The organism is Paenibacillus sp. FSL H8-0537, assembly GCF_038051995.1.
In the GTDB taxonomy this organism is placed as follows: Bacteria; Bacillota; Bacilli; order Paenibacillales; family Paenibacillaceae; genus Pristimantibacillus.
Map to the genome: position 1 here is coordinate 1,862,098 of NZ_CP150290.1, position 19,967 is coordinate 1,882,064.

Sequence of the window (19,967 nt, forward strand, 5' to 3'; positions counted from 1 at the left end):
GTGTGCAGTTTGGACTCGAAAAAGAGCTTGATCATGTACCAAGAGTTACATAAAAAATTTAAAGCAAACTTTACAAAATCGTTGGACAGTGAGACTGAACTTCTAACACGCGTAGAACTAAAGTCCAGATCGTTTGCGATATTGGGTCAAATTATTCGTCAAGATCGATCTCTTGACACTCATCAAAAGGAAATAATTGCGGTTTTTGATGAGCTTTTTTCAGATGTATCGATTGGCACTTATTTTGCTGCTTGTTCTTTGGAGAACCCAGCCAAAATCCAGCTTAGGCGTGTACTCGAACTAGGGATAGCGGTTGTCTTCCTTTGGGATATGCCGCATTTTTTTTGGGGTTGGAAAAATCACGATAACGATTTAAACTTTAATGATATGTTAGAGCATTTCTCGAAGGATGGATATAGATCTTATATTAAATCAGTCAACACTGATTATAATAATGAAGATATTTTGCAATTTAAGGATGCAAAGAGGCTTTACAGGATTTTAAGTAATACTGTGCATGGTAAAATAACCACATTCGAGTCGAATTTACCAAAACGCTATTCGCACCAAGAGGAGGATTGGCGTGCTTTCCTCCAAATGGCAGAAGAGGTTGAAGATATAGTCCTTGAATTATGGAAAAAAAGACTCAACGAATATTTTCCTGAGCTTTACACTCAGTTGCCGGCGCTGATAACAATGAATAGTAGGTGAAGGAATGGACACTACAGTAAGGGATTCTGACTTACTTCAAGCTGCACGAATGGAGGACCTGGTGTATGACCAAATTAATCATTTAACTGTCCTCGGGGATTTTGAAAGAAAAATAGTAGACACCTTAAAGCAAAGTGGAGCACACCTGTTAATGGGGGCACGTGGTGTTGGAAAGTCTATGTTATTGAAGCAAGCAGAAATCGAATTAGATAATGAATTTGCAGCAAGTCGTAAACTAGCTGTATATGTGTCCTTTAAGACAAGTACATTACTGGAGGGCGTAAAAGCAGAGGAAAGAGATGCATTTCAAGTCTGGGTCGGAGCTAAAGTTCTCCAGGCTCTTCATGACAAGTTAACCCAATTAAATTTGATTGGTCATGAAGGCAGTACAGACCCGTATTACCGGATATTTGGTATTAAGTCGGCACAAGGGACTAAAACAATGCTGCAAGAAAAAATCCACCAACTGCAAAAATTGGCAATTGCTTCGGACAAGGATAAATTAATAAACGATATCGGTAGTAACTTCTTGGATAGGGTTAACGACGTTAGTTTTGTAAACGAAATAATCAGGGACGTATTAGGTGAGTTTAATATTCAAAAATTAATCTTCTTGTTTGATGAAGCCGCCCATACATTTATTCCTGCTCAGCAAGAAATATTTTTTGAAATTTTTAAATTGATACATGGTGGACCTATTGCTGTTAAAGCCGCAGTATATCCAAGCGTCACATCATACGGTAGAAATTTTGAAGTTGGTCACGACGCATATGTTTTACAAATGGATAGATACGAAACAGGTGAATCAGGACGGAAAAATAACAGAAAACTCTTTAGAGATCTTTTGGACAAGCGGTTGCCTCAACAAAGTCAACTTAGAAAAAAAATATATCAAAGAGGCGAAGTCTTAGATCAATGTATCGACTTGTCAACGGGAAATCCAAGAGCGTTCTTACACTTGTTAGTGAGAAGTTTGGATAAAGGCTTTACGGAACGTGCTTTGTTATTATCGACCCAAGAGTTTATTGATCAGGAATTATTACCTTATCATAATAGCCTTACAAAACGCCTACCGAAGTATTCTAATCATATTAAAATCGGAATTGAATTATTACGATCGTATATAGTGCCTGAAATTAGAGAGAAGAACTTGCGTGAAAGAAAAAATAAATATCAGTCTGCATTCTTTACATTTCCAAGGGACATCTCTCCTAATTTAAAGCTTGCACTGGACATCTTATGTTATTCTGGTGTATTAAACAACAAGGGAACTGTAAAAATCGCTGATAGAAAAACCGGACTTAGATATATGGTGCATTTAGCTTTACTTACTACAGAAAAAGCCTTCTCCTCTTCTAATATCAGTGAGTCTCTAGGAAGCATTAGTTTAACTGACTATCGAGAATTTAGCTCAAATGATTCTTCAATTGAGGGTTACCTTCAACAACTGAAGAGTTTATCTGATAAATGTGCAGGTTGCAACAGGGATTTACCTCCTAATGCTAAGTTTTGTTCTGAGTGCGGAAGAAGAGTCGAAAACACGTCGATTATAAGTAGTTTGTTGGACGAGTCAGTAAATAAGTTACCGATTGCAACACATCTAATAAAAAAAATTCTTCCTCATCACCCTCGCGTAGGGGATATTATCCAGACCTCACGTGAAGAACTTATGTCAATAAAGTATATTAAAGAAGTTCGGTCCAGAATTATCAAGAATGCAGCGGATGAATTTGTATCTGGGTAGTGGCATGATTAGTTTTGTAAAAGTGTTGATGAACCCATGTGCTGGGTTCATCAACACTTTTTGTGCTCAAAAATTTGAAGAACGAAGTAATAGGTAATGCCTAATAACCGAGAAACGTTTACTAACCTAAAATCCTACATATAATGGTGAATACAGGAATCGGATAAACCCCATGGGACAAGCACTTTCTGGACGATTCGTCTCGGTGAAGCGGTAGTCTTCGGATCGGACGACTATCGTTTCACCGAGATTTTGAGACAGGACTACCCAAAAACCGAGAACTTGTCCTATATCAAAATGGCTAACTGATGGTTGCTCAAACATGGATGCTTCGTGTCTTGCTTCACCAGATAGGTGATCATCTTGAAGATATCATGATCGTGGCTATCTCCGCTCAAGAGGCTTATGGATTTAATTTTGCAAGTGATGGATTCAGGGTTGCCCTCAACTAGCTCTAGGTAGTTATCGATCTTATTCAGTCGGTCAAGTTTGGTTTTTAGATCGCTAAGTCGCTTATGCATGTGCTGCTGTTGCATCGACAATATACGAACCAATCTAGTGTTGTTATCGTGTGTCTCAAGGTCAGGTACTAATGCAGCACGTTGCCGAGCTCGACCCATAGCAATTTCGAGCAGTTGATTCATATACTCAATATCGGAGTTCGTTCTAACTAATCGTTCAGCGAGCATTTCAGTGTACACGAGTGAGCTAACGGACTTTAGATTTTATATTTTCGGATTACTCACAATAGCATTTATAACGGAATGTATTTGATTAGCCCCTACCTTGTAATTGCAGGACGTACAGCAGGACCATCGAATACCATACTGCTGGTTTCGTTTCTTATCAAATGTACTCTGATCTTTGCAGCGCAACAGTGTATCACAAACAGAGCAGGATAACAGATTGCTGAGAAGGAAGCTGGTTTTGTACATTTTGGGACTTAACTCACCAGAATTACGTTGCTCATAGTGTTTGCGGTAAAATTCGTAAACACGATGTGCAATCTTTTTCTCGTCTTCGCTTTGCGAGAAAGTCTTGATCGATTTGATCATAGTAATAGCCGAAGGGCTCTTTGCCACCTAGCCACTTACCTTCATTCAGGATGATCTTGGCAGTATCTCAAGTACGCTTTCGGGTGTTATCGACTTGAATTCGGATGTGCTGTCTTTAATTAAATCCACAATGAAATCGCCGGAGTCATATAAGCTTTCGGTACTGCTGATAACAACTGGGATGGCACAACTCGCTACTATCATTCGAACTCGTTGATGTTCCACTGGATTACGAGTATTTCGGTCATGGTGATTAACGACTACGAAGTCGAATTTTCGATCAATCGCGTCTTATAATAACGAAAGGATTCCTTCGCGTTCGTGAGCTCCGCTTTCCTTCGTGATACACCGGAATCTTCATATTCAAATACAATCTCGCAATTGTATTTCTTAGCAAATTCATTTGCTATTGTTCGCGGGGCTCTCATCGTTTGTTTATCCGTTGAATGGCGACCGTAAAAGGTGCCTTTCATACCTGGCTGGATGAGAATAGCTAATGGAAGCATGACCTAACACCATATTAAAAAGCAGAAAAAATACGAGAAGTTGCCTCAAGGCCGCTTCCCGCATTTTTTTAATTATTTTCTGAGCTAAGGGGATATTCCCCAAAATGTCATTAAGTATGGTCAAACCTTAAACAAACTTACGGCTCGTTTTTTTGCCGTCGCAGCTGAACACGATTTTTTTGTCCTCGACGACGGTTTCGAGATGGACGGATTTGCCCCAGAGATGGACGACATGCGGCAGCGTGCGCTCGACATATTTCAGATCAAGCTCCATGCCTTCATATTTGTGCAGCAGATACAGCTCGCCTACACGGTTGAAATCGCCATCTGTAACGAATAGGCTGGGGAAGCCGCCGTTCACTTTGGAATAAACAAGCTGGTCGCGGATGTTTTCCCATGATTTATCGGTTATTTTCCACTCGGGCCCCTTCTTCTCGAAAACATACAGGTCCAACTCCTTGACCAAATCCTTGGTCAAATAATTGCGGAGAAACGAAATATCTGAATCGAGCTCGCGTACCTCGAACATTTTTTCCCGGCCCTTGCCCGGCACGCGCCCGAAGCGCCGCTGCTCCTCTACTGTCGGCTTATCCCAACGCTTCTCAATATCCTCGAAAATTTTCAGTCCTAAATAATACGGATTCAGCGTGTGCCGGGAGGGTACGACGACCGAGGAATTCAGCTTGGCGAATTCAATCGTTTCCTCGCTTGTAAGGTCCAGCTCGCGAATAATGCGCTGATGCCAGTATGACGCCCAGCCCTCGTTCATAATTTTCGTTTCCAGTTGCGGCCAGAAATACAGCATTTCATCGCGCATCATTGACATAATATCGCGCTGCCAGTCCGTAAGCAGGGGCGAATATTCCTCGATAAACCAGATCAAATCCTTTTCCGGCGCTGGTGGGAAATGCTTTGGCGGTGGCGTTTGATCCTGATGCTGTGCATCATTCGGGTCAAGTCCCCATAAATCCTCATATTCGGATGGGGTCGCCGTGTTGACAGAGCGGTTCTGCTCCGTCGTCAGCATTTCAATATAGCGGGTTTTATCGAGCTGGTATGGCTTAATAATAGCCGAGTCCACATGCTCCTGAATGGCAAGCACAGCATCGATAAATTTCTCGACCGCTTCCAGGCCGTAATCCATTTCATACTGCTGAATGCGTTCTGCTGTAGCGGACATGCTTTCGACCATATTGCGGTTTGAGGTACTGAAACGGGCGTTATTTTTGAAAAAATCACAATGGGCGAGAACGTGCGCGACGATCAGCTTGTTCTGAATAAGTGAATTGCCCTGCAGCAGGAAGGCATAGCAGGGGTTAGAGTTAATAACGAGCTCGTAAATTTTACTAAGTCCAAAATCATACTGCAGCTTCATTTTGTTGAAGGTTTTCCCAAAGCTCCAGTGGCTGTAGCGCGTCGGCATGCCATAAGCGCCAAACGTATAAATAATGTCGGCTGGGCAAATCTCATACCTCATCGGGTAGAAATCGAGGCCAAAGCCTTGAGCGATTTCCGTAATTTCATCGATGGACCGCTCCAATGCGCGGATCTCATCCTGGTTCATCAGCCATCCCCCCGTACTTGATAATACCGTTCATAGCATAGGTATGTGCAGTGGGCCAAGTTTATGACGTGTTGGGGGAGAGTTTATTAAGATGGATTTTGGTTAGAACTGGGAGCATGCTGAGAAAAAAACGCATACCTACAAGGATTGGCTAACATGGGATGGATCATGGGAACTTATTGATGGGAAAGCCTTTAATATGTCTCCGGCGTGGGCCTCGCTGCATCAATATATTGTAGGGGAGCTTTATTTTGCCCTTCGTACGTTTTTTCAGAATCGGAACTGCTATGTATTTATGGCGCCCTTCGATGTGTTTTTCAGTGAAAGCGGGGATTTTCAATCACCTGATCATATCGTGCAGCCGGACCTTTCAATCGTTTGTTCCAAGGACCAAATTTCAAAGAAGGGTTGTAATGGTGCGCCAGCTTTAATCATTGAGGTGCTGTCACCTTCAACCGCATTGAAAGACTTTAATGAAAAGTTCAATCTCTATCAAAAATATGGGGTGCAGGAATATTGGATTGTCGATCCGGGAAACCAGACGGTCCATGTTTATGCGTTACAGGATGGCAGCTATCAGGTGCGTCATATATTTACGGAGCAGGAAGTGATTCAGTCCAGCGTATTTAAAGATTTACAAGTACCTATGAACATGCTGTTTCATATGGAGTAATTTATAGTTCAAACCGGCTGATGCTGCTCTCGGCTGGTTTTTTTGCGTTTGTATTGTAACGCTCATATTCACAGCCTCCAAGCATATATTGGCAGATAGTGACTGCTGGGTGCAGTCTACCCATGTACAGGAGGCGGGTTATTTATGAGCGAATCTGAAAATACGAGGCAAGGATATCCCCATATTCCCCAACCGATTCGCAGCGATGGAGCAGGCGGCCCGGATTTGGGGCCGCGCGATGTGATGAGGGACTTGGAAAATCCGGATATGCTAGTTCCGCCTATAACGGATGCGGGCCTCGTTCCCAATATGAAATTTTCATTTTCAGATGCCCATATGCAGTTGAATCAAGGGGGCTGGTCCCGCGAGGTGACGGCACGCGAGCTGCCGATTGCGACAACGCTGGCAGGCGTCAATATGTCGCTAATTCCGGGCGGGGTAAGGGAACTGCATTGGCATCAACAGGCAGAATGGTCCTACATGCTGCTTGGAAATGCAAGGATTACAGCGGTGGATCAGAATGGAAGGAACTTCATAGCTGATATTGGACCGGGTGACTTGTGGTATTTTCCGCCGGGCATTCCGCATTCGATTCAAGGACTGGAGGGAGGCTGTGAATTTTTGCTTGTGTTTGACGATGGGAATTTCTCAGATCTGAACACGCTTTCGATTTCCGATTGGTTTGCCCATACGCCGAAGGAGGTGCTGTCGGCTAATTTTGGCGTGCCTGAGAGTGATTTCGACCATATTCCAGATAATCAGGTTTATATATACAAAAGCACGGTTCCCGGCTCCATTGAGAGCCAGAGGGTAGAATCGCCATACAGAACCATCCCGCAGTCGTTTAAGTTTGAGCTGTTGAAGCAGACCCCTATCATTACGCCTGGAGGCAGTGTGAGAATCGTTGATTCCTCCAATTTTCCAGCATCTAAGGCGATTGCAGCAGCACTTGTTGAGATTAAGCCCGGCGCTATGCGCGAGCTGCATTGGCATCCTAATAACGACGAGTGGCAATATTATTTATCGGGTCAGGGCCGAATGACTGTATTTACCGGCAACGGAAACGCGCGGACGTATGATGTGCGGGCAGGCGATGTCGGTTATGTGCCCTTTGCCAGCGGTCATTATGTGCAAAATACCGGAAATACAACTTTATGGTTTCTGGAAATGTTCAAAAGCGACCGCTTCGCAGACGTTTCCCTTAACCAGTGGATGGCTCTTACTCCAGCAGAGCTTGTAAAAAGCAATCTCAACGTAGATGAAGCGTTTGTATCCAAGCTGCGCAAGGAAAAATGGCCCGTTGTTAAATATCCGGGCTTTTAAAGCTGGACTATGGCTGGACAAATGCAGGCAAACTCGCTATTATGAATAATAATTCAAATTAATGAATATTTATTCATAAAGGGAGTGTTAAGCTTGCAGCATTTTTTATCTTTTGAACATACGACGAAGGAGCAGCTTCTGAGTATCATTGAACAGGCGATTGAGATTAAGCGCAACCCGCAAATCTACAGCAAGGCTGCTGATAACAGGGGGCTGCTGATGCTTTTTCAAAAAAGCTCGACTAGGACGAATTTATCATTTCAATCTGGTATTAATCAGCTTGGCGGCTATGCCGTCCCGATGGATTGGAACAGCAGCAATTTCAGTATTTCGCCAATTCAATACGAATCGCGATATGTCTCCCGAAACAGCGACATCATGATGGCACGACTCAAAAATCATGCCGATTTGCTGGAGCTGGCGCGTTATGCGACCGTCCCAGTCATCAATGGCTGCTGTGATAAATACCATCCTTGCCAGGCTCTGGCTGATCTGATGACGATCTATGAGGTGGCGGGAACGTTTTCCGATGTAACGCTAACCTATGTGGGCATTCATAACAATGTGGCCAATTCGCTGGTAGAGGGCTGCATGCTGCTCGGCATCAAGCTGCTGCTTGTTACACCGATCATTAATGAAGCATCGTGGGATCAACTGCTGATGGAAAAAGCGCTCCAAAGCGGCTGGGTGGAACAGCTTAACAGCTTGCAGGATGCAGTCGCGCGATCTCAATTTGTATATACGGATACATGGATCGATATGGAGTTTTATAAAGAGGAATTTTATCAGGAGGAGAAGCGGCGCCGCATCAAGGTGATGCTTCCTTATCAATTGAACAGCAGCACGCTTGCTGGTTGCACACCTTATATTATGCATGATATGCCTATTCATCCGGGCTTTGAGATCGCAGAGGAACTGGTGGAATCGGAGCATTCGGTCATTTATCAGCAGGCGGAAAATCGAATGCATGCGCAAAAATCGCTGCTGCTGCATCTCCTCCAATAAGTCTCCGGCTTCGCCAGCGGGACATGCCTTCACGTAAAGTTGAAGAGCATGTTCTGCCGGCGGGCCGGAGTTTTTTTTATAATGGAAACAGTCGGCCATTGGCAATGATAAGAAATTATTAAATGAGAGAGAGTATGAGGATAAAATTGTGCTTCATCTTACTTTAGAATCAATCATTCACGGGCTGTTGTATATTATGACGGCTGCACTCATGTTTATTGTTTTTACCCTAAGATCGCTGGCCTCTACTATGAAACGGAGGCTGCTTATTATTTATGGAGAGGTTAAGAAATTTCAGCAGTGTATGCTCAATATCATAAAAAACGGCATTGAGGCTATGCCTGAAGGTGGCAAGATGACGGTGCAGACCGAACTGGTGCGAAATGAAATTCAAATTCTCGTCCGCGATACGGGCTGCGGCATGAGTCGAGTCCAGGTTAAGCGGTTAGGTTTGCCTTATTATACGACAAAATGAATCAAGGCACGATATGCGAGCTTCAGCTCGAACGGGCTTCTGCTGCTCCTGAATAGCGAATCGAGTAAGCAGATCAGAAAGCATATAGCGGAAAAAGACGGTTGAAGGAGGCTGCTGAAGCAGCTCCTCAACCGTCTTTTTTTATATGGAGAAAAGGATTGGAAGCGTTATTAATTCGTGCTTGCGTTCTGCTGCTGCATAGTGTTTAATGAATATATACATTGTAGTTTTATTATCTGGTTAACAAAAATATTAATCTTATGAGGTGAGCTGAACATGTCAAAACAAGCAAAGCTGATCGTTGATAAGGATTTTGTAGTAGGTGAAGTCGATAAAAGAATTTATGGCTCGTTTATCGAGCATTTGGGCCGGGCGGTATATGGCGGTATTTATGAAAAAGATCATCCGCAGGCGGATGAACAGGGTTTTCGCTCCGATGTGCTGGAGCTTGTAAAAGGTCTGGATGTGCCGATTGTGCGATATCCCGGAGGAAACTTTGTTTCAGGCTACAACTGGGAGGATGGCGTAGGTCCGCTTGATCAGCGTCCAAGACGTCTGGAGCTTGCCTGGCGCACGATTGAGCCGAACTGGATTGGCTTTAATGAATTTATGGACTGGTGCCGCAAAGCGAATACGGACGCGATGATGGCGGTGAATTTGGGGACGAGGGGCCCTGATGAGGCACGCAACCTGCTCGAATATTCCAATCATCCGTCAGGAACGTATTGGAGTGATTTGCGTGTGCAGCACGGCTACAAGGACCCGCACAACGTCAAAACCTGGTGCCTCGGCAATGAAATGGATGGCCCTTGGCAGATAGGTGCTAAAACAGCCGTCGAGTATGGACGTATCGCCAGCGAGACTGCAAAGGTCATGCGTTGGGTCGATCCAACGATTGAACTGGTCGCCTGTGGTAGCTCAGGAATCGGCATGCCGACCTTCCCGGATTGGGAAGCAACGGTGCTGGATTTAGCTTATAATGAAGTAGATTATATTTCCCTGCATCAGTATTACGGCAACCTCGAGAAGGATACAGCAAATTTCCTGGCGCAATCCGTGGGAATGGATTCCTTCATTAATACGGTCATTTCGACAGCCGACTTCGTACAGGCGAAGAAGCGCAGCAAGAAGAAAATCAACCTTTCCTTCGATGAGTGGAACGTGTGGTTCCATTCTAATGAAACGGATAAAAAACTTGATCCTTGGCAAATTGCTCCTCCGCAGCTGGAAGATATTTATACACAGGAGGATGCGCTGGTTGTCGGCTGCATGCTGATCAGCCTGCTCAAGCGTGCTGATCGGGTGAAGATGGCTTGTATTGCTCAGCTCGTAAACGTCATCGCACCAATTATGACGACAAATGGCGGAGCAGCCTGGAAACAGACGATCTATTATCCGTATATGCACGCAAGCTTGTTCGGAAGAGGCGAGGTGCTTGTACCGCTCATGAGCTCGCCTAAGCATGACACTAAAGATTTTACAGATGTGCCTTATATTGAAGCTGTAGCGGTGCATAATGAAGAGAAGCAAGAGATTACTGTGTTTGCCGTGAATCGCCATCTGGAAGAAAGTATTGCATTCGATATCGACCTGCGCAGCTTCGGTCAAGGACGAATTTTGGAGCATATTGTTTTGGAAAATGAGGATTTGTCTGCTTCCAATACAGCAGATGCGCCTAACTGCGTTACGCCGCACACGAATGGCAGCGCCGCATTGACGGATAAAGGGCAAATCCAAGCTGTGTTGAATAAAGCGTCATGGAATGTCATTCGAATTAAACTGTAAATTTTAGAGGGGAACAATCGCAAGCTTAGCTCGGGTGAGAGGGCTAAGTAGGCGGTTGTTCCCTCTCGTTTCATTTTATGCGATGATAAGGGAGAGGAGGGTGAACAAGTTGATTAAAGCCAATACAGATATAGCTTGGCTGCCGCTCTATGAGGCGCTGTCGAGCCATGTGCGGCTTCATATTATAGATTTGCTGGCAGTAAGCTCGATGAATGTCAAAGAGCTTGCAGAGGCACTGGGACTCAGTAGCGCGATTGTGACCATGCATATCCGCAAGCTGGAGAAGGCGAATCTCATTGAGACGAAGATGGTGCGCAAGCAGGGCGGCACGCATAAAATATGCACGCTCGCCGAGCAGCATATTGAAATCGAGCTGCCCCATCACACACGCGAAGTGAAAAAAATGCATGAGAGCACGGTGCCGATTGGACATTACACCGAATATGAAGTGCATCCGACCTGCGGCATCGCGACGGTGGAGAAGGCCATTGGCCAATTCGATGACCCGCGCTTTTTTCTAGAGCCGGAGCGGATGAATGCGGGCATTTTATGGTTTGGCCGAGGATACGTCGAATATAAAATCCCTAATTATTTGCTGCCGGGGCAGCGCCCGAGCGCATTCGAGCTTGTGCTGGAGCTGGGCTCCGAGGCTCCAGGCTACAATCCGAACTGGCTGTCTGATATCAGCTTCAGCCTAAATGGAACGACCATTGGCAAGTGGACAAGCCCTGGTGATTACGGGGGTACCCGCGGCAAGTTTTCTCCTTCCTGGTGGCATAGCAACCTGAATCAATATGGCTTGCTCAAAGTGATTCGCGTGCAGGAGGATGGCACCTTTGTGGATGGGCAGCAGGTAAGCGACACTAGCGTGCAGCAGATTACACTGGATCGCAATCACTGGACGCTGCGCATTGCGGTAGATAAGGATGCTGCGCATGTAGGCGGCCTTACACTGTATGGCAAAGGCTTCGGCAATTACAATCAGGATATCATGTTCCGGGTTTATTACGAGGAATAAGCACATGAATAAAAGCCGTATCGCAGTCAGGTTGGGGGGACTCTGACGATTGCGATACGGCTTTTATTAGTAGAGGCGTTTGTGTGAGTTAGAGCAAATTGGTGCTAAAGCACGCGACGTGCCGTTGCGTAATTTTTGCTCCACCAGCTGGAGCTCAAACTCGTAACGGTCACTCCAGGGGCACCGTATGTATGAATAATTTGATTATTGCCGATATAAATGCCGACGTGATGAATAGGGGAATAGAAGAAAACGAGATCGCCAACCTTCAAATTGCTTCGAGATACGAATGAGCCGACTTTTGATTGATCCTTCGAGCTTCTCGGCAAAGAAACGCCAACCTTGGCAAAAACATATTTGGTGAAGGAAGAGCAGTCAAAAACGCGAGTCGAACTAGTGGGAGCGCTGAATTGATAAGGTGTTCCCATAAAGCCTTTTGCCACCGAAACGATCTTGGATTGGGTGGAGGCGGATGCCGCATAAGCTGCTGGTGCTTGTGTAAAAGGAACAGCAGATAAAGTAAGCGATGCGGTAAGTGCAAGGGATGCAGCCAGTTTACCAAAACGAAGTTTTTTCATGATGTGAATGCCCTCTCTTCTCTGGGTTGATAGCTTGTCTATTTATATGTTCTTAGCTATACAATACCACAATTAAAATTGAGAGTAATTTCCTCTGAGACCATAAAACTAGATTTAATGGTGTTTTGATACCAATTGTTAAAAATAAATGAGAAACTTCTCATTCGAATTCAGGCTTAAATGAGAAGAATGATGAATGAATGCGTATTCATTAGTTATTTTTTGTAAGTAAAAATAACCCCCATGACCATTATGGTCATGGGGGTTATACGTGTCATAATCTATTTGTTCACCACTTATGCTTATTAACCTTCAAGCAGAAGCGTTTCTGGATCTTCAAGCATTGCTTTCACTTTAACGAGGAAGCGTACCGCTTCAGCGCCATCTACGATGCGGTGATCGTAGGAAAGGGCGATGTACATCATTGGACGGTTCTCGGAGCGCTCAGCGTCGATCGCAACTGGACGAAGCTGAATTTTGTGCATGCCCAGAATACCAACTTGTGGTGCGTTAATGATTGGCGTGGACAGCAGCGAGCCGAACGTACCACCATTTGTAATTGTGAATGTACCGCCTTGCAGGTCAGACAATCCGAGCGAGTTCGTACGGGCTTTGCCAGCAAGGTCAACGATTGAACGCTCGATTTCAGCGAAGCTCAGGCGGTCCGCATCACGAACAACCGGAACCACAAGACCTTCCTTAGCCGATACGGCAATACCGATATCGTAGAACTGCTTTACAATAATATCTTCGCCTTCAATTTCAGCGTTTAGCAGCGGGAACTCTTTCAGAGCGCCAACGACAGCTTTCGTGAAGAAGGACATAAAACCAAGACCAACCTCATGCTTGTCAAGGAACGATTGTTTCCGGCGTTTACGGATATCCATAATAGCGGTCATATCGACTTCGTTGAACGTTGTCAGCATTGCTGCTGTTCTTTGAGCTTCAACCAGACGATTTGCAATCGTTGCGCGGCGACGCGACATTTTTTTGCGCTCGTAAGGCTTAGCCGATTGGAATTTAGGCGCAGCTGGCGCTTTAGCGGCAGGAGCAGCCGGTGCTTGCGGCGCTGCCGGCTGTGTGCCATGCGAGCGAACATCATCGGAGCTAACGCGGCTAAGCGGATCGCGGGATTGAACCTGCGTCAGGTCAATGCCTTTTTCTCTTGCGAGCTTTCTTGCAGCAGGGGAAGCGGCAACTTGACCGCCTTTGCTGTCTGCTTCTGCTACAGGAGACGCGATAGGTGCTGCTTGCGCCGGAGCTGCTGCTTCAACAGCTGGTGCAGCCTTCGCTGGCTCAGCTGCAGGAGCGGATGGAGCTGCTCCACCTGCAGCAATGGAGCCGATAGCTTCGCCGATTTGAACGGTATCGCCTTCGCTGCGTGTAATCTCTTGAATCGTGCCATCCTGCTCGGCGCTGATCTCGATGTTGACTTTATCTGTTTCAAGCTCCAGAAGCACATCGCCTTGCTTAACCGAATCTCCAACCTTAACAATCCACTTGGAAATCGTGCCTTCCGTAATCGATTCTCCCATTGCGGGTACTATAATTTGTTGCACAGTAGCTACCTCCCTGAGTTGTATGTCAACGACGGACTATGTTTCAATGTTTGCAAAATAATATGCTGCTGCTCAAAAGCGTGTACTTGCTGGAAGCCGCTCGCTGTGCTGGAACGCTCTGGGCGTCCAATGTAGCTTACGCTTGTACCATCAGGCGCAATCGCGCGGATGCGCGGATCGGCATAATGCCATGAGCCCATGTTTTTCGGCTCTTCTTGAACCCACACAATTTCCTTCAGTTGAGGGAAGCGGGCGATAATTTCAGCAATTTCCTTCTCAGGGAACGGATAAAGCTGCTCGACACGAATAATGTGCAGCCAATCGAGGTCCTTCTCTTGTTCCTTCTCAATGGCATCTTCAAGGTCGATTGCCATTTTACCTGTGCACAAAATCAGGCGCTCTACGCGCTCTGGCCTGCTGCCGAGGTTCGGCTGCTCAACGACCAGCTTGAACGAGCCATTGCTAAGCTCGGAAGCGTTGGAAGCGACGCGCGGGTTACGAATCAAGCTCTTAGGAGCCATAATAATCAAAGGACGTGCGGCTTCGCTTTCCGTAATGGAAGCTTGGCGGCGCAAAATATGAAAATACTGCGCAGCGCTCGTCAAGTTGGCAACCGTCCAGTTTTCCTCGCCTGACAGCTGGAGGAAACGCTCCAGACGTGCGCTGGAATGCTCAGGCCCTTGGCCTTCATATCCATGCGGAAGCAGCATGACGATGCTGGATTTCTGCGACCATTTCGAACGGCCTGCGGAAATGAACTGGTCAATAAGCACTTGAGCGACGTTGGTGAAATCGCCGTATTGCGCTTCCCAGATGACCATCGTTTCCGGCGCGTGTACGTTATAGCCATATTCAAACCCTAGCACAGCAGCTTCGGAAAGCGGGCTGTTATGAATGGCGAACGATGCTTTCGCATGCGGCAATTGGTGAAGCGGGCAGAAGGTATCGCCTGTTACTGCATCATGCAGCACGAGATTGCGATGAGCAAATGTTGCGCGCTCGACATCTTGGCCGCTAAGCCGGATCGGCTTGCCGTCAGCAAGAATAGTTGCGAAGGCAAGCGTTTCCGCATGGCCCCAATCAAGCTTCTCGCCTTCGTTCAATGCATTCGTGCGGCGCTCCAAAATCTTCTGCAGCTTCGGATATACAGTGAAGCTGTCAGGGAAACGAAGCAGCTCAGCATTAATCGATTGCAGCGTTTCAATGGATACAGGGGAAACGGAAGTCGTGTTATCCTTTTCTCCTTGCAGTCCTTGTGTCTGATGAACAGGCTCTTGGCCATCACGAGCTTTCACTTCGTCATAAGCTGATTTCAGGCGGTCTACGACACCTTGCTTAAGCTCTGCTACTTCAGCCTCTGTAATAGCGCCAGCAGCAATCAATCTATCGGAGTAGATCTTGCTTACCGTTGCATGAGCCCGTACTTTTTTATAGATAAGAGGTTGAGTCGTTTCCGGATCATCCGTCTCATTGTGTCCATATTTACGGTAGCCAATTAGGTCAACCAAGAAATCCTTCTTGAAAAGAGTACGATATTCGCTGGCCATCCGCGCTGCAAAAATACAAGCTTCCGGATCATCAGCGTTTACGTGCACGATTGGAATTTCATAGCCTTTGGCTACATCGCTTGCGTATTGCGTCGAACGGGAATCATGGCTTTCTGTTGTAAAGCCAATGCGGTTGTTGACGATAACATGAAGCGTACCACCGCTTGTATAGCCTTTCAGCTGAGCGATATTCAATGTCTCCGCTACAATGCCTTCACCAGGGAATGCTGCGTCACCATGCATAATGATGGAGGCAGCTGAATCCAGATTGGTTACCGGATAGCCAGGCTTGCTGCGATCATCCTGTGCTGCACGAGCGAAGCCGCCGACAACCGGGTTGACGAATTCAAGATGGCTCGGGTTGTTCGCAAGCGTAATGCGGGTTTCAACCGTTTCGCCAGTCTTGAATGAACGATTGGCGCCCAAGTGGTATTTTACATCACCAGTCCAGCCATAGTTGATGCCGATGGAGCCCTCGGACGGGATAAGCTTCTTGTTCGGCGAGTTGTAGAACTCGGAGAAAATTTTGGTATAGGGCTTGCCCAGCACATGCGCCAAAATATTAAGGCGCCCACGGTGTGCCATCCCCATCGCAATTTGGCTCACACCGTCATTCGACAGCTCGTGAACCAATTCATCAACAATGGCGACAAGCACGTCGTTGCCTTCAACGGAAAACCGTTTTTGACCAACAAAGGTGCGCTGCAGAAAATCTTCAAATTGCTCTGCTTCGAATAGCTTGACGAGCAGCTTCTTGCGTTCTTCCTTGTTGAGTGCAGCAGAAGGCAGCTGGCGTTCAACACGCTTCTTGAGCCAAGCACGCTCCGCTTCATCATGCACATGGCTGAATTCGAAAGCAAGCGTGCCTGTGTACGCTTTAAGCAGCTTCTGAATAGCTTCCCATGCATTAGCAACATCGGAAGTGGCATTCGTCCATACGAGCTCAGCAGGCAAAGCCAGCAGATCCGTCTGTGTGATGCCATACGTTTCAGGGCTCAGCATCTTCGTATTCGATTTAGGTCCGATATCGAGCGGATCAATATCAGCCGCCAAATGGCCGAATGCGCGAATGTTCCATACGAGCTTGCCGGCAGCGACCAAATTTTGAAGCGTTTTCGCATCGATCGAAGCAGTGCCTACCGTTTGTGGTGCAGCGGCAGTTTGGCCAACTGCATAAGCAGGCGGCTCGCCAAAGCGAGCAAACAAATCGCGGTATTCAGATGTTACGGTTTCAGGGTTTTGTTTAAAAAGCTCATATTGTTCTTGGATGTACCCATAGTTGGGACCATAATAGCCTTCCCACGGGTTTTGGGTAGTTTCATTGCCAATCGACATTTTCGACAGATACCTCCGTCTTTGAATTTTGTAAGTTTATGGACGGAATCAGAACTAGCATATGACTTCATTATAGTACAGAACGACATGGAAACTTAAATAACGATTATGTATCATAACTATCTTGAAAATAGATCAATCGGAATGCCGCCAGTCCATCTTCTCAGTCTCTCCCATTTATCGGTTATTCAAAACCGAATGTTAAGGGCTTTGAGCAAAAAATGTATGCCCTTTCAAATTATACGAAGCAGCCTGCTAAAAGTTTCAATTATCCACCTTTATGGGCAACGAGAATTTTCTCTTTTATAAGTTGTCCCCTTAGCTCAGAAAAGGGCCTGACGGCGTGTTTTTTTTCAACACGTACTTCGATTAATCAAAGTCCTATTTTAAATTGCATTAGACATGTAGGCGGTTTGAATGATTAGTGCTGCTCATGCCGCAAGCGGCAATCTGTTTCTGAGCTAAGGGGATAACCGCTCAAAGCGAAAGGAGGCTGCAACCTTTTTGAAACAGGCATCGTTTATAGGATTAGAACGCGTTCAACAACTAAAGGAGATTGATTCTAATGAAGAAACGTATCGCAACAGCATCTATTTCTGCTGCCGTGGCTCTATCGGTAGCGCTGACAGGTCAGGCTTTCGCAGCAAGTTCATTTAAGGATATCGCAACCTCCCCGCAAAAGGCACAAATTGAGACGCTGCAAGGGCTAGGCATTGTAAATGGCGTATCGCAATCGCTGTTCCAGCCGGAAGAAAACTTAACAAATGCACAAGGTATTTCGCTTATTGTGAAGACAACGCAAATTAGCCTTGCCGCCATTTCATTTAATAAAGCTCCAGAAGCAGAAGGCATCTTTGATCATGTGAAAAATAATGCCTGGTACGCGGAAAGCTTCATCATTGCGCACTACAACGAGCTCGACATTCCGGCTAATATTGATCCGAATGCGCCAATGACGCGCGAGCAATTCACGCATTACCTCGTACAGGCGCTGGAAAAGACCGGCCAATATCCGTTGATCAAAATGTACGTCGTTATTTCAGACGAGAGCGACATTGCGACTGAATATCAAGGCACCATACAACGCGCTTTGCTGTACAAGCTTACTGCCTTGGATGAGAAAGGTGAATTCCATCCGCAGCAAGTTTTGAACCGTGCTGAATCCACAGCCATGCTGTACAATGCGCATCAATTCATTAAAGAGCACAATGAGCAGCTCGAAGCTGAGACGGGTGACCAGTCTCTTGAAGAGCAAGGGGTAAAGCCAGCACAGTAAGAAGCGTTTAGAAACGACACAATGAGCCTCCAACCCGCTGTAAGAAGTGGGCTGGAGGTTTTTTTGCTGTGTTTATGCCATGAAAACGCTATTTTATTGATGGATTTTTCCGTTCAGGCCTAAACGCGTGCTTGTTTGCATATACAGGAAGATGCTAGACTAAAGTTGTAGGGAATTTATCTGAATAACTCCGGCTTTTTCAACATAAAAAATCACGATGCATCTATAGATAAAGGCAGGACGATCTCGAACCTGGAGGTGTACATTCATGAGCCTGATTCAAAAAGCGATTGATTACGCAGCGGTGCTGCATGGAAATCAACTTCGCAAAGGGTCAAATATTCCTTATATTTCACATCCGTTCGGTGTGGGTATGATATTAATGGAGGCTGGTTGCCAGGCGGAGTGGGTTGCTGCGGGCATTTTGCATGATACGCTCGAAGATACGGAGGCGACGGAGGAAGCGCTGCTTGAACGTTTTGGCCCGGAAGTGACGCGTATTGTCGTTGGCTGTACGGAGCCCGACAAATCCTTGTCTTGGGAAGAGCGCAAGCAATATAAATTGGATTATTTGAAAAAGGCGCCGCTCGATATCAAAACGGTAGCCTGCGCGGATAAGCTACATAATATGGGCTCGACGCTTGCTGCCTATGAGCGGGAGGGCGAGAAGGTATGGGAACGCTTCAACCGCGGCAGAAAGCAGCAGGAATGGTATTACAAGGCGGTTGCAGACAGTCTCGGCCATGAAGGCAGCTTTCCGCTGCTGGATGTTTTAAATCAAAAAATTGAGGCGATGTTTGGTCAAAGGGAAAGCGGGGACAGATCATTATGACATTGATTAACCAACTGGTGAGCGGAGACGATTTTACCGGATTTTATTTACTCAGAGAGCTGGAAGTGAAGCAGACAAACGGGGCAACGCCGAAAGATTATTTTGACATCGTATTATGCGATGCCAGCGGCCAGCTATCCGCTAAATATTGGGATGTATCAAGTGCGGATAAGGAATCCTTTTTCCCAATGGGGCTGGTAAAAATTCAAGGCAACGCCCACACCTACCGCGAGAAGCTGCAAATCAAAATTTCGCGCATGCGCAAGGTTACGGAAGAGGACGGGGTAGCTCTGACGGATTTCATCCGCTCGGCGCCGGTTCGTCCAGTCGACCTCGTGCATACGATTAAGCAGGTAACCGCCAGCATTGAAGATCAGGAAATTCGGACCATCGTCACGTATTGCGTGGATAAGGTCGAGGACAGACTGATGCATTATCCGGCTGCTAAAACGCATCATCATGCGTATTTTGCCGGGCTTGCTTATCATATTGTGCGGATGCTGGAAATTGGCGCTTTTATTTGCAAGCAGCGTCCATTCCTGAATGCCGATTTGATCAAGGCAGGCATTGTGCTGCATGATATTGCCAAGCCTGAGGAGATGGTCGCCCAGCTCGGCATCGTTTCCGAATACAGTCTGTCTGGCAAGCTGATGGGACATATTTCGCTCGCGTCCAACTGGATTACGGAAGCAGCTATTCGCTGCGATATTGATCTGGAATCGGAAAAGGTGCTCGGCTTGCAGCATTTGGTGCTTTCCCATCACAATTTGGGCGAATGGGGCAGTCCGGTTCAGCCTCAGACAGCTGAAGCGGTTGCATTGCATCATATTGATGCCATGGATGCCAAGCTGCAAATGGTCGAGGATGCTCTGGATACGACGCCAGATACGGAACCATGGACCCCATTTATTCGCGGGCTAGAAAATAAGCCTATCTACCGGATGAAGCTGTAAATCTACTTAAATCAATAGGCAACAAACA

The 19,967-nt window shown here is 46.2% G+C and carries 14 protein-coding genes and 1 pseudogene; 11 read left to right on the top strand and 4 right to left on the bottom strand.

The features are described 5' to 3' along the window. Positions 1-33 precede the first annotated feature (33 nt). Together MHB80_RS07795 and MHB80_RS07800 are read left to right on the top strand one after the other, a co-directional pair. Positions 34-711 carry a hypothetical protein gene (locus tag MHB80_RS07795; protein ID WP_341281622.1) on the top strand — a complete coding sequence of 226 codons (678 nt, stop codon included), beginning with the start codon at positions 34-36 and terminating at the stop codon, positions 709-711. Positions 712-715: 4 nt separating this feature from the next. Then, a complete protein-coding gene (locus MHB80_RS07800; RefSeq protein ID WP_341281623.1) occupies positions 716-2,455 on the top strand; it encodes a hypothetical protein in 1,740 nt (579 codons plus the stop codon). Positions 2,456-4,143: 1,688 nt separating this feature from the next. Here MHB80_RS07800 and MHB80_RS07805 read toward each other — a convergent pair. Then, on the bottom strand, positions 4,144-5,580 hold the full coding sequence (locus MHB80_RS07805; protein WP_341281624.1) for a SpoVR family protein: 1,437 nt from the start codon (positions 5,578-5,580) through the stop codon (positions 4,144-4,146). A 127-nt stretch (positions 5,581-5,707) separates the two neighbouring features. Here MHB80_RS07805 and MHB80_RS07810 point away from each other — a divergent pair. From MHB80_RS07810 to MHB80_RS07835, 6 genes and pseudogenes are all read left to right on the top strand, one after another. Beyond that, positions 5,708-6,253 (top strand): annotated as a pseudogene (locus MHB80_RS07810) (Uma2 family endonuclease); the annotation flags it as partial. A gap of 144 nt (positions 6,254-6,397) precedes the next feature. After that, positions 6,398-7,576, top strand: coding sequence for an oxalate decarboxylase family bicupin (locus tag MHB80_RS07815; RefSeq protein ID WP_341281625.1), 1,179 nt, complete (start codon positions 6,398-6,400; stop codon positions 7,574-7,576). A gap of 93 nt (positions 7,577-7,669) precedes the next feature. Further along, complete coding sequence (locus tag MHB80_RS07820; RefSeq protein WP_341281626.1) at positions 7,670-8,581, top strand: ornithine carbamoyltransferase; 912 nt, start codon at positions 7,670-7,672, stop codon at positions 8,579-8,581. 148 nt (positions 8,582-8,729) lie between these two features. Continuing rightward, positions 8,730-9,056 carry an ATP-binding protein gene (locus tag MHB80_RS07825; protein ID WP_341281627.1) on the top strand — a complete coding sequence of 109 codons (327 nt, stop codon included), beginning with the start codon at positions 8,730-8,732 and terminating at the stop codon, positions 9,054-9,056. 276 nt (positions 9,057-9,332) lie between these two features. Then, on the top strand, positions 9,333-10,841 hold the full coding sequence (locus MHB80_RS07830; protein WP_341281628.1) for an alpha-N-arabinofuranosidase: 1,509 nt from the start codon (positions 9,333-9,335) through the stop codon (positions 10,839-10,841). Positions 10,842-10,950: 109 nt separating this feature from the next. After that, complete coding sequence (locus MHB80_RS07835; RefSeq protein WP_341281629.1) at positions 10,951-11,859, top strand: ArsR family transcriptional regulator; 909 nt, start codon at positions 10,951-10,953, stop codon at positions 11,857-11,859. Positions 11,860-11,963: 104 nt separating this feature from the next. Here MHB80_RS07835 and MHB80_RS07840 read toward each other — a convergent pair whose 3' ends face one another. The 3 genes from MHB80_RS07840 to MHB80_RS07850 all read right to left on the bottom strand — a co-directional run bounded on the left by MHB80_RS07840 (position 11,964) and on the right by MHB80_RS07850 (position 16,878). Further along, positions 11,964-12,437, bottom strand: a complete 474-nt coding sequence (locus MHB80_RS07840) for a C40 family peptidase (RefSeq protein ID WP_341281630.1) — start codon at positions 12,435-12,437, stop codon at positions 11,964-11,966. A 305-nt stretch (positions 12,438-12,742) separates the two neighbouring features. After that, entirely contained in the window at positions 12,743-13,996 is a 1,254-nt protein-coding gene (gene odhB / locus MHB80_RS07845; protein WP_341281631.1) for a 2-oxoglutarate dehydrogenase complex dihydrolipoyllysine-residue succinyltransferase, read from the bottom strand. A 5-nt stretch (positions 13,997-14,001) separates the two neighbouring features. Beyond that, positions 14,002-16,878, bottom strand: a complete 2,877-nt coding sequence (locus MHB80_RS07850; RefSeq protein ID WP_341281632.1) for a 2-oxoglutarate dehydrogenase E1 component — start codon at positions 16,876-16,878, stop codon at positions 14,002-14,004. 565 nt (positions 16,879-17,443) lie between these two features. Here MHB80_RS07850 and MHB80_RS07855 point away from each other — a divergent pair. The 3 genes from MHB80_RS07855 (at position 17,444) to MHB80_RS07865 (ending at position 19,939) form a co-directional block, all read left to right on the top strand. Continuing rightward, on the top strand, positions 17,444-18,154 hold the full coding sequence (locus tag MHB80_RS07855; RefSeq protein WP_341281633.1) for an S-layer homology domain-containing protein: 711 nt from the start codon (positions 17,444-17,446) through the stop codon (positions 18,152-18,154). 268 nt (positions 18,155-18,422) lie between these two features. Then, complete coding sequence (locus tag MHB80_RS07860) at positions 18,423-18,986, top strand: HD domain-containing protein (protein WP_341281634.1); 564 nt, start codon at positions 18,423-18,425, stop codon at positions 18,984-18,986. After that, on the top strand, positions 18,983-19,939 hold the full coding sequence (locus MHB80_RS07865) for an HD domain-containing protein (RefSeq protein ID WP_341281635.1): 957 nt from the start codon (positions 18,983-18,985) through the stop codon (positions 19,937-19,939). The genes MHB80_RS07860 and MHB80_RS07865 overlap by 4 nt, the downstream gene beginning before the upstream one ends. Positions 19,940-19,967: the final 28 nt, after the last annotated feature.